The sequence below is a fragment of the Rheinheimera pacifica genome, from assembly GCF_900108485.1.
GTDB lineage: Bacteria > Pseudomonadota > Gammaproteobacteria > Enterobacterales > Alteromonadaceae > Alishewanella > Alishewanella pacifica.
Genome location: NZ_FNXF01000005.1, coordinates 26,464 through 38,346, shown reverse-complemented (window position 1 = coordinate 38,346; position 11,883 = coordinate 26,464). Strand labels below are relative to the sequence as shown.

The 11,883-nt window shown below is 53.3% G+C and carries 9 protein-coding genes; 8 read left to right on the top strand and 1 reads right to left on the bottom strand.

From position 1 onward, the window contains the following. The first annotated feature begins 7 nt into the window (after positions 1-7). The 8 genes from BLW68_RS08305 (at position 8) to BLW68_RS08275 (ending at position 9,469) form a co-directional block, all read left to right on the top strand. Positions 8-1,075, top strand: coding sequence for an aldose epimerase family protein (locus tag BLW68_RS08305; protein ID WP_092792623.1), 1,068 nt, complete (start codon positions 8-10; stop codon positions 1,073-1,075). 88 nt (positions 1,076-1,163) lie between these two features. Next, on the top strand, positions 1,164-2,123 hold the full coding sequence (locus BLW68_RS08300; RefSeq protein ID WP_092792231.1) for an ABC transporter substrate-binding protein: 960 nt from the start codon (positions 1,164-1,166) through the stop codon (positions 2,121-2,123). A 56-nt stretch (positions 2,124-2,179) separates the two neighbouring features. Beyond that, positions 2,180-3,682 (top strand): sugar ABC transporter ATP-binding protein, encoded by a 1,503-nt coding sequence (locus BLW68_RS21250; RefSeq protein ID WP_218141334.1) that lies wholly within the window; start codon positions 2,180-2,182, stop codon positions 3,680-3,682. Further along, positions 3,683-4,750 (top strand): ABC transporter permease, encoded by a 1,068-nt coding sequence (locus BLW68_RS21245; protein ID WP_218141333.1) that lies wholly within the window; start codon positions 3,683-3,685, stop codon positions 4,748-4,750. Continuing rightward, the gene (gene yjfF, locus BLW68_RS08290) at positions 4,747-5,733 is read left to right on the top strand and encodes a galactofuranose ABC transporter, permease protein YjfF (RefSeq protein ID WP_092792229.1); all 987 of its coding nucleotides are present in this window, start codon (positions 4,747-4,749) and stop codon (positions 5,731-5,733) included. Before BLW68_RS21245 ends, yjfF begins: the two co-directional genes overlap by 4 nt. Then, entirely contained in the window at positions 5,726-6,682 is a 957-nt protein-coding gene (locus BLW68_RS08285; RefSeq protein WP_092792227.1) for an SMP-30/gluconolactonase/LRE family protein, read from the top strand. The genes yjfF and BLW68_RS08285 overlap by 8 nt, the downstream gene beginning before the upstream one ends. Next, a complete protein-coding gene (locus BLW68_RS08280) occupies positions 6,679-7,719 on the top strand; it encodes a glycoside hydrolase family 43 protein (RefSeq protein ID WP_092792225.1) in 1,041 nt (346 codons plus the stop codon). Before BLW68_RS08285 ends, BLW68_RS08280 begins: the two co-directional genes overlap by 4 nt. 211 nt (positions 7,720-7,930) lie before the next feature. After that, entirely contained in the window at positions 7,931-9,469 is a 1,539-nt protein-coding gene (locus tag BLW68_RS08275; RefSeq protein WP_092792223.1) for a glycoside hydrolase family 43 protein, read from the top strand. 52 nt (positions 9,470-9,521) lie between these two features. On the opposite strand, the gene BLW68_RS08270 is transcribed toward BLW68_RS08275, so the two are convergent. Next, on the bottom strand, positions 9,522-11,864 hold the full coding sequence (locus tag BLW68_RS08270) for a glycoside hydrolase family 127 protein (RefSeq protein WP_092792221.1): 2,343 nt from the start codon (positions 11,862-11,864) through the stop codon (positions 9,522-9,524). Positions 11,865-11,883: the final 19 nt, after the last annotated feature.

Genomic DNA, 11,883 nt, shown 5'->3' with positions numbered 1-11,883 from the left:
AGCGCTAATGTCAGTTAGCAGTCGTAGCCTGACGGAGCCTGCGCTGGCGCAAACCGTGCAGCTGATCACGCTGGATAATGGCAATGGCCTAACAGCTACGCTGTCGACGCTGGGTGCCGGCATCTGGTCGGTTACCCAGCTTGATGAAAGCGGTACAGCGGCCGAACTGGTGCTGAACTATCAGGACCCGGCGCAGTGGGCCACTAACCGGTACTATTTTGGTGTCAGCATCGGCCGGGTGGCTAACCGCATTGCGAATGCGGCGTTTGAGCTTGATGGTAAGCAGGTCAAGCTTGCCGCCAACGAGGGCGCCAACCAGCTGCATGGCGGGCCAGAAGGGCTTGGCAGTCGCTTCTGGCAATACCGCACTGAGCAACAGGCCGACAGTGTGGCGGTGATTTTCAGCTGCCAAAGTGCCGATGGCGATCAGGGTTACCCAGGTAATGTGGCGCTGGAAGTTTGCTACCGGCTTAACCGCGATAACGAGCTTAGCATCGACTATTACGCCACTACCGATAAGCTTACGCCGCTATCGTTAACTAACCATTGTTACTGGAACCTGGCGGCTAAACCCGGTGCTGATGTGCTGGGACATACGTTATGGCTTAACGCCGGCCATACCCTGGAGGTTAATCAGCAATTGATACCTAACGGTAACTTGCTGGCGGTGGCCGGTACAGCGTTTGATTTTCAGCAGGCCAAAACTATCGGCCGCGATATAGCGCAACTTACTAACGGCTATGATCATTTTTTTGTGCTGAACGATTTTGCGCAAAGCCATGCCGATAAACAGCAACCACAACTGGCGGCTGTGCTGTCTGATCCGGGCTCAGGCCGGGTGATGGACATCCTGACCACTGAGGCTGGTCTTCAGTTTTACAGCGGTAATTTTCTTGATGGCAGCCTTAATGGTGCCGATGGTATGCCACTTACTAAATTTGCCGGGCTATGTCTGGAAACACATGATTATCCTAATGCCGTAAATCTGCCGCAGTTTCCATCGATTTTAATTTCACCGGCGCAGCCGTACCGGCAACGCACTATTTATCGTTTTTATACACAGAGGATTAGCTAAATTGCTGAGCGCGATAGCAGCGGGGCAAAGACTCCGCATCGCATAACTAATAATAGCGCCGGGATAACCCGGCCAACGGGGGCAAGATATGAAAATTAAACGTCTGTTAGGCGCCACAGCTATGCTGGCGCTGTCTTCTTCACTGGCACTATCTTCTTTGGCAAGGGCTACCACTATTGGCTTTTCGCAGGTCGGCTCAGAAAGCGGCTGGCGCAGTAGTTTCAGTGAGTCAGTAAAACGGGAAGCCAGCGCACGTAACATCGAGTTAAAGTTTGCTGACGCGCAACAAAAACAGGAAAACCAGATCCGTGCTGTGCGCGGTTTTATTGCCCAGCGCGTCGATGCCATTATTATTGCGCCGGTGGTCGAAACCGGCTGGGCACCGGTACTGCGTGAAGCCAAACGCGCCCGTATTCCGGTAGTTATTGTTGATCGTAATGTTCAGGTTAATGACGACTCATTATATTTAACCCGCATTGCCTCAGACTTTACCGAGGAAGGCCGCAAAATTGCTAACTGGCTGATGCAAAAAACCGACGGTAAATGCAACATCGTTGAATTGCAGGGCACTGTGGGTGCCACCGCTGCAATCGACCGCGCTAAAGGCTTTAACGAGGTATTATCTGCTCACCCCAACGCAAAAATTATCCGTAGCCAAACCGCTGAATTTACCCGCAGTAAAGGCAAAGAAGTGATGGAAAGTTTTCTTAAAGCCGAGCAGGGCGGGCGCAATATCTGTGCTTTATGGGCCCACAACGATGAAATGGCGCTGGGGGCGATTCAGGCGATTAAAGAAGCGGGCTTAAAACCAGGCCAGGATATTCTGGTAGTAGCAGTAGACGGCGTACCGGACTACTTCAAAGCCATGGCTGACGGTGAAGCCAATGCCACCGTTGAGCTTGACCCGCACCTGGGTGGCCCGGCTTTCGATGTGATAGCCGCTTACCTCAATGGCGATAAAGATATTGCCAAATACATTAATAACACCGGCGAGCTATTCAGCCAGGATACTGCAGCAGCCGAATACCAGCAGCGGACCAATAAATAACTGACTGCCAGCAGGCCGGTTAATGCCGGCGCTGTCGCTAAGTACAGGAGCCATTTATGACTACGCCATCTCTGGTATTAGAGCTGAAACAGGTCTGCAAGCATTTTCCCGGCGTTAAGGCGCTACAAAATGTTGATTTACGTTTATTTGCCGGTGAAGTACATGCCTTGCTGGGCGAAAACGGCGCCGGTAAATCCACGCTGATAAAGGTAATGACCGGTGCTTTAGCCAAAAGCAGCGGTGACATCTACTTTAACGGCCAGCAGTGCCACTTTGCCAGCCCGGCGGCGGCACAACGCGCGGGTATCAGTACGGTATATCAGGAAGTTAATTTACTACCCAACCTTAGCGTGGCGCAAAACCTGTTTCTGGGCCATGAGCCACGCCGCTTCGGTTTAATTCAGCATAAAAAAATGCAGCAGCAGGCGCAGCAGTTATTGCTGCGTTTTAAGCTTAATATCGACGTTACCGCGCCGTTAGCGCAATATTCTGTCGCGGTGCAGCAGCTGATCGCTATTGCCCGCGGCGTGGCAATGTCGGCCAAAGTGCTGGTGCTGGACGAACCGACTGCCAGCCTCGATAGCAGTGAAGTGCAGATGCTGTTCGATGTGATGCGTCAGCTGCGTGAGCAGGGCGTGGCGATAGTGTTTATTACCCACTTTCTTGAGCAGGTGTATCAGATCAGTGATCGCATTACTGTGCTGCGCAATGGCAGTAAAGTTGGCGAGTATCTGACAGCAGACTTACCGCGTTCGCAGCTGATTGAAGCCATGCTTGGCAAAGAATTACAACAGCTGACCCAACAGCAGGCTGCAACAGCCGTGGCAAAACAGGCTGAACCCTTGCTGGTACTGCAGCAGATTTCGGTAAAAGGTTCGCTAAGCGATATTTCGCTTACGGTGGCAAAAGGCCAGGCCGTGGGGCTGGCAGGCTTGCTTGGCTCTGGCCGCACAGAAGTGTGCCGCGCAGTGTATGGCGTAGATGTGTTAAGCGGCGGCGAAATACAGTTTGGCGGTAAAACGCTGACATTGCAGCAGCCTGCTGATGCAATAAAAGCCGGTATTGCATTGTGCCCGGAAGAGCGCAAAACCGAGGGCATTATCGGCCCGTTGTCTATCCGGGAAAATATTATGCTGGCGCTGCAGGCACGCCGTGGCTGGTGGCGTTATTTGCCGGTTAAACAACAGCAGCAACTGGCGGCGTTTTACATCGACAAGCTGCAAATTGCCACACCGGATGCCGACAAACCTATTGAGCAACTGAGCGGTGGCAACCAGCAAAAGGTGATCCTGGCGCGCTGGCTGGCGATTAATCCGCAATTGCTGATTCTGGACGAACCCACCCGCGGCATTGATATTGGCGCCCATGCCGAAATTGTATTACTGATCAAAAGCCTGTGTCAGCAAGGTATGTCTTTGCTGGTCACCTCGTCTGAGCTCGAAGAGCTGGTCGCTTTTGCCGGTAAAGTCGTGGTGCTGCGCGACCGGCAAAAAGTGACGGAATTAAGCGGCGATAACATGACAGCCCAGCATATTATGCAGGCAATTGCAGAGGGATAAATGAAACAGACTCAACCTTGCGCCGACACCTTGCAACAGGCCCGGCTGGCACGTTACAGCCCAGGCAGTACAAAGGCATCCGCGCGCTATTTGTGGCCACTGGCAGCGTTAATACTGTTACTGGCAGTAAACTTGTTGCTGGATGCCAGCTTTTTTCAACTGAGTTTCCAGGATGGCCGTTTGTATGGCTCGTTAATTGATATTTTAAACCGCAGTGCGCCGGTAGCATTGCTGGCAATAGGGATGAGCCTGGTAATTGCTACCGGCGGTATAGATTTGTCGGTCGGGGCCGTGATGGCTATCGCAGGTAGCATATGCGCCAACTTATTGCTGCAGGCAGACTTGCCGTTAGCACTGGTAATTGCAGCCGGGCTGGCCACCGGTATCGCTGCCGGGCTGATTAATGGCACTCTGGTCAGTTATCTGAAAATTCAGCCTATTGTGGCGACCTTATTGCTGATGGTGGCCGGGCGCGGTGTCGCCCAGTTGATTAATCAGGGCCAGATAGTAACCTTTTTACGGCCCGATTTTGCCTGGCTTGGCAGCGGCAGCTGGTTGGGGTTACCGCTGCCGGTATGGCTGGTAATAGCGATGTTTGGTTTAAGCCAGCTGTTACTGCGGCGCACCGCACTGGGCCTGTTTATTGAGGCGGTAGGCTGCAATGCTACCGCCAGCCGTTATTTAGGTATTAACGATAAAGCGATAAAGCTGTTTGTTTATGCCTTTGCCGGCTTTTGCGCCGCGTTGGCCGGCATGATCAGTGCTGCCGATATTCAGGGTTCTGATGCCAACAACGCCGGTTTATGGCTGGAACTGGATGCCATTCTGGCGGTGGTGATTGGTGGTGCGGCACTGAGCGGTGGGCGTTTTTCATTGCTGTTGTCGGTTATCGGCGTGCTGATTATTCAAAGTTTAAGCACCACTATTATTGTCAGCGGTTTACCGGCCAAATTTAACTTATTGATTAAAGCCCTGGTGGTGCTGCTGGTGCTGTTGCTGCAGTCAGATAAGTTCCGCCGCCAGCTAAGCAGCGTGTTACCAAAGTGGCGTAAAGGAGGCCAGGCATGATGTCGCTACGCTATTTACCCTTATGGATCACTGCGGCGTTGCTGTGCCTGCTGTTTGGTATTGGCGGCTGGCAGTTTGACGGCTTTGCCTCGCTGGCTGTGGTGAGCAATTTGTTTAGTGACAACGCCTTTTTACTGATTGTCGCGTTGGGTATGACATTGGTGATTATCTCCGGTGGCATTGATTTATCGGTCGGTGCAGTGATTGCGCTCAGTGGTGTGGCCACCGGCTTGCTGATTAGCCAGTATCAGTGGCACCCGCTAACGGCTTTTGCGCTTATTGTGCCGGCTGCGGCATTATTTGGTGCGTTAATGGGAGTGTTGATCCACGTGTACAAACTGCAGCCGTTTATTGTCACGCTGGCGGGGATGTTTCTGGCGCGCGGCCTGGCCACTACACTCAGTGAAGAATCTATAGCTATTGACCACAGTTTTTACGATGCGATAGCTGAATTTGGCTTTGCGCTGCCCGGCGGCGGCTGGGTAGGTGCTTCCACGATGATCTTTATGGTGTTGCTGGTGCTGGTAATTATGCTGATGCACTACAGCCGTTTTGGTGCCTGTGTTTATGCCATTGGCGGTAACAGCCAGTCGGCACAGCTGATGGGCGTGCCGGTAGCAAGTACTACTATTGCTATCTACGCGCTGAGCAGTGTGCTGGCGGCGCTGGCGGGCATAGTGTTTACCTTTTATACCTTCTCCGGTTATGCGCTGGCCGGGGTAGGCATGGAGCTGGATGCGATTGCTGCCGTAGTCATAGGCGGCACCTTACTAACCGGCGGTAGCGGCTTTGTTATCGGTACTGTGCTGGGAGTACTGCTGATGGGTGTGATCCAGACCTATATTATTTTTGACGGCAGCCTAAGCAGCTGGTGGACCAAAATTGTCATTGGCCTACTGCTGTTTGGCTTTATTGTGCTGCAAAAAGTACTCAGCCGGCGCACAGCATTAACAACAGTGGCAGGGAGTACCGCTCATGGCTAACAGCGAAAACCTGCAACTGTTAGCCAGTATCAGCGTAAAAAACCGCCTGGGCGAAGGTATTTTCTGGCACGCGGCCAGCAGTAGCGTGTGGTGGACTGATATTCACGGTAAAGCGTTATTTCAACTGCGCTGGCCTGAGCAAACATTACGTCAATGGCCACTGCCCGAGCGTATCAGCTGCTTTAGCTTGCTAAACGCTGCTGATCCGATGGCAAACCGCTACCCCTTGCTGGTGGCTTTTGCCAGCGGCTTTGCACTGTATAACCCCGATAGCGGCGCTATCTTGTGGCTGGCAAAACCGCAGCAGCAATTAAGCGGCAACCGCTTTAACGATGGCCGGGTCGACCGGCAGGGCCGGTTCTGGGCCGGCACTATGGTAGAGCAGCCAACAGCAGATACTGCTGCCAGCGGCAGCCTGTACCGGCTAGACCAACACGGTTGTCAGCAGATGTTAAGCGGCCTGCGTATTCCTAATGCGCTGTGCTGGAACCGCGACAGCAGCCTGATGTACCACGCCGATTCCCCGACGCAGCAGATTAACCGCTACCGCTTTAACCCGGTAAGCGGTGATATCGGCAATGCCGAACGCTTTGCCACTACACCAGAGGGTACTGAGCCGGATGGCGCCATTATTGATGCTGATGATCACCTGTTATGCGCCTTATGGGGTGGCAGCGCACTGGTCCGCTATGCAGCCGATGGCAGCCTGGCGGCGTTTTACCCACTGCCGGTAACACAACCCACTTGTGTTGCGCTCGGTGGCGACAAGCTGGATATTCTGTTTGTTACCACCGCAACTGAGGGTTTAAGTGCTGAGCAGCTTAGCCAGCAACCACAGGCAGGGAATTTACTGGTTTATCAGTACCCGCACCAGGGCCTGACCGAGCCACAACTGGCGGTAATGCCGTGGCAGCAATTGGCAAAGCGCTATCACGGAGGTACTGAATGAAGCTTTTACCATTATTCGCCGTATTAGCCGGCCTGGCGGGGCTAAGCGGCTGCCAGCCAGTCAATATGGCGACTGACAACTTAACTGCAACACAGCCTGTGGCAGTAAATAACGCGGTTTCTGCGGCTTTTATTCCGCGCCGGGCCGATCCCTGGGTGTATAAAGCCGACAATGGCTATTACTTTACTGCCTCGGTGCCAGAGTTTGACCGGATAGAGCTGCGTTTTAGCCCCGACATAGCCGGGCTGGCCAACGCGCAGGCGAAAACCGTTTGGCGCAAAAAAGCCAGCGGGCCGATGAGCGCCAATATCTGGGCGCCAGAGCTGCACAGGATAGACGGCGTCTGGTATTTATATGTCGCAGCCGGCGAGGCTGAACGGCCGTTTCAGATCCGTATGTATGTGCTGGCCAATAGCGCCGCCGATCCCATGCAGGGCCAATGGCAAGAGCTGGGCCAGATGCAAAGCGCGCTGGACAGTTTCTCACTGGACGCCACCGTATTTAGCCACCGCGGCCAGCATTATATGGTGTGGGCGCAGCAGGATGCCGCGCGCAGCTATAACAGTGCTTTAGTGCTGGCAAAAATGGCCACGCCAACCCGGCTGGAAGCGCCGGAAGTGATTATCAGCCAACCGGATCTGAGCTGGGAGCAGCAGGGCTATAAAGTTAATGAAGGCGCCGCGGTATTGATCCGCCATGGCAAAATCTTTATCGCGTATTCAGCCAGTGCGACTGATCATCGTTATGCCATGGGGTTACTGTGGGCCGATGAAAATGCCGATTTGCTTGACCCGCAAAGCTGGCATAAAGCGCCTGAACCGGTATTTCAGACCCGGCCGGAATTTAACCGCTATGGCCCCGGCCATAACAGTTTTGTGGTGGGTGATAACGGTGAAGATCTGATGTTTTACCACGCTCGCGACACTCAGCAACTGCAAGGCTCGCCGTTAACCGACGGCAACCGCCACACCCGTTGGCGGCAAATACACTGGTCAGCCGCTGGCTTACCGTTATTTAACGATCATCTACCGGATTAATTCGCTGTCAGTAGTAAGACAATAGCCGCGCTGTAATCGCGGTTTAAGCGGGATTTTTCAGTTAAATTTAAAAAGTAATACAATAATATTAGTGGGTGAGGGTAATGTGTTACTGGCAGATGCCGCAATTTACGTTGTTTTAGCCGCACAGTTTTGCCAATACAGGGCAGCACAGCTTACCCGTAATAACAACAAACGACAGGGGTATAATATGAAACAATGTAACAGCGGTATTTTTTCTTTCAGTGTATTGGCCACAGCACTTTTACTCAGTGCCTGTAACGACAGCAGCAATTCGCCACCGGCGGCGGTGGCCTACCCACCGGTATCGACAGCTCCGCCAGTACCGTTGCCACCGGAACAAGGCCCCACTTTTGCTAATGTTGGTGTGCATGATCCATCTGTGATTAAAGTGGCCGGCACTTTTTACGTGTTTGGCTCGCATCTGGCGGCGGCAAAATCGACCGATTTGATGCACTGGCAGCAAGTCGCCGATGGTGTCAACAGCACTAACCCCTTGTTTGCCAATGTGCTGACCGAGCTGGAAGAAACCTTCGCCTGGGCGCAAACCGACACGTTATGGGCCACCGATGTGATCCAATTGGCCGATGGCAAGTTCTATATGTATTACAACGCCTGTAAAGGGGATTCGCCCCGCTCGGCGTTGGGTGTCGCGGTGGCTGATAATATAGAGGGGCCTTATGTTAATAAGCAGATTCTGCTTAAATCCGGTATGTGGGGTGAAATCAGTGAAGATGGCACTATCTACGATGCCCAGATCCACCCCAATGTAGTTGACCCTCAAGCTTTTTTTGATAAAAACGGCAAGTTATGGCTGGTGTATGGCTCTTATTCCGGCGGCCTGTTTATACTGGAAATGGACCCGGCGACCGGCTTAACGCTGCCGGGGCAGGGCTATGGTAAGCATCTGATGGGCGGCAATCACAGCCGGATTGAAGGCGCTTATGTGCTGTACAGTCCGGATAGCGATTATTATTATCTGTTTAGCTCGTTTGGCGGCCTGGATGCCAACGGCGCTTATAATATGCGGGTGGCGCGTGCCAGTGCGCCGGATGGCCCTTATCTGGATGCGCTGGGTAACGATATGGCGGCAGTAAAGTCAGATCCGGCGCTGCCACTGTTTGATGATGCTTCTATCGCGCCTTTTGGCCAGAAAATTATGGGTAACCATTTGTTTGTCCGCGGCGCCGGTGAACCCGGCACTGGGGCGGGCAGTGGCTATGTGTCACCGGGGCATAATTCAGCCTATTTTGACGCGGCCACCGGCCAGTACTTTTTGCTGTTTCATACCCGTTTTCCTGGGCTGGGCGAGCAACATCAGCTGAGGGTGCACCAGTTTTTTATTAATAAAGACGGCTGGCCGGTGGTGGCGCCGCATCGCTATGCACCGCTGAGCACCGCCTCAACTGAACTGAATGCGACCATTAGCGAAAATGAGGTCGCTGGCCAGTACAAATTTATAAATCATGGTAAAGATATCTCTGCCAGCATTAAAAACTCGCAGCTGATTACCTTAGCTGCTGATGGCAGCGTTAGCAGCGGTGCGGGCAATATCAGTGGTAGCTGGCATTTTGGCACTGAGCAGCAGATCACGCTGAACCTCGGTGATACTGGTCTGTATGAAGGCGTATTATCACGCCAGTGGCATGAAACTCCGGCACAGTTTGTCGTGACCTTTAGCGCTCAGTCGGCACAGGGTGTTTCAGTATGGGGCAGTAAACTGCCGTAGTAAGTAAAAAGCCAGTCCGGCAACCGGACTGGCTTTTTACAGCTGAGTAATATTAATCAATCTGCATTAAACGCACTTCATAAATGCCACCGGCCACCGAGCCCGGAGCAGCAACAAATTTCAGTTCTATACTATCGCCCGTGTTTAACAGCCGCGCCGGGATCGGGTAATCGATATGGTAAAAGTTATCGCCCTGCTCATCCGTCAGACTGACATCGGCCAGCAACTGATTATTCAGTAAAACTTGAAAATGCCGGTTGCTGTCGGCGCCAAAATACGTCAGTCGCAGCTGCAGGGCTTGTTGCCCGCCGGTGTTTAAGCGATAACTAAACCAGCCAGTGGCATGGCGCCAGTGCCGGCCCTGGTGCACCCCGGCTTCTGTTTTTTCGCCGGCAAACTGATGGTCGGCTTCCGGCTGTTGCTCGCCGGGGCGGATCATATCGATGGTTTTAGCTGCCAGCTGGCTGTCAAGTTGGCTTTGCTGGCGCAATAAGTGTTGTTGTTGCTGCCACTGGCCGGCGTTACTGTGCGGGAAATACAGCGTATAGCGGCTGTCATGCAGCCGGAAGAACGGCACCAGTTCTAACGGGCCCTCAACACCGGCCAGTACTGCATCGCCGCTGGTAAAGGTCAGCGGTTTGCCGGCCACCGGTTTAATATGGCGGACAAAATCGGCGTTATCACTGATAAAGGTCGGCGTTTGATCAACCGGGCATTGCTCGCCACTGGCGATATGGCCCATGCGGCTGCTGTCGGCAATGAAACTAAGCTTGTCCTGCCATTGGCTGCGCGCGGCCAGCACAATAGGGCCGTGCAAAATAGCATAGTGCTTGCTGTTATCCGGCAGTTGCTCCAGCGTGGTTTGCATCGGCAGGGTGATCGCCAGCTTATCGCCTTTACGCCACTGGCGCTGCAGGCTTAAATAGCCTGGTGTGGTTGACGTGAATTTCACCGCTTTGCCGTTTAGTGTCAGTTGCACCTTAGCGGCGGCCCACTGCGGCTCACGGATATTCAGGCCGAATTTACCGCCTTGTTCTATCGTGATCAGGCTGCTGTCCTGATCCGGAAAAGCGGTCGTCTGGCGCAGTTTAACGGCCTGCTGTTGCCAGTTCAGGCTGGAATCGACAAACAAATTCACATACAGCTGATCGCCTTTATGGGCATAAATCATTTCGCCGTATTTAGCGTGGTTTTCAATGCCGGAGCCAACGCAGCACCACATGGTGTGCTCTGGCGACGAATAGACGCGGTAGTGATTAGGCCGCATCGGCGTAAAATACACCAGGCCGCCATGCTCCGGGTGCTGCGACGATAAAATATGGTTATACAGCGCCCGTTCGTAGTATTCCATATAGCGCGGTTCTGGCGTGCGCTGATATAGCAGCTTGGTTAGCTTTAACATATTGTAGGTGTTGCAGGTTTCCGGCCCCTCTACATCAGTTAGCATGCTGCTGAAATCGTCTGACGGGTGAAAATGCTCGCGCACGCTGTTGCCACCTATGGCGACACTGCGTTTATTCACTACTTGTTGCCAGAAAAAATCGGCGGCCTGGTACCAGCTGTCGTTGTTCGTTTGGCTGGCAAGCTGCGCCATGCCAATAATTTTCGGGATCTGGGTATTGGCGTGCAGGCCGTCCAGTACGTCTTGTTGTTGCAACAGCGGCTGCATAATACGCAGTTCAGAAAAGCGCAGCGCCAGCTGCAGGTATTTGTCGTCACCGCTAAGTTTGGCCACTTTGGCCAGAATATCGTTCATGCCACCATATTCGGTGATCAGCATTTGCTGCAGTTGCTGATCGCTTAGTTGGCTGGTTAATTTAAGCGCCCAGTCGCTCAGTCGCAGCAACATCTGCTTAGCCTGCTGATTACCGGCGTAAACATAAGCATCATGCAAACCGGCGAAGGTTTTATGCAGGTTATACCAGGGCACCCATTGCTTGTTTAACACAAATAAATCAGCGTCTATCTGGCCCTGGCTGATTTGCTGCCAGGTGGCTTTGCCGCCGGGAATACCGCCCAGGTAGCCATCGCCGTGTTTTTGCTGGTAACTGTGCAGCTCGTTAATCATGTAATTTAGCCGCTCGAGCAGTTGCGGCTCACCGCTGGCGCTGTACATCAAGGCCAGTGCACTAAGATAGTGGCCGCCAATATGGCCATCCAGGCCAGAGCTTTCCCAGTTCGGGTAAGGATCGGTCAGTGGCGGCAGGCCTGCTTCGCGCCGGTAGGGGGCCAGCAGGCGGTCCGGGTTCATCGCCATCAGGTAGCCGATGTTAGTTTGCTGCGCCTGATAAAAAGGCCCGCTGTGCAGCCGAACCTGATTAAGCGCAAAAGTGTCTATAGCGGCACTGACCGGCAGTACCAGCAGTAACATACACAGGCTAAGCAAAGCTTTCATCTTGCCTCCTCACTCAGGG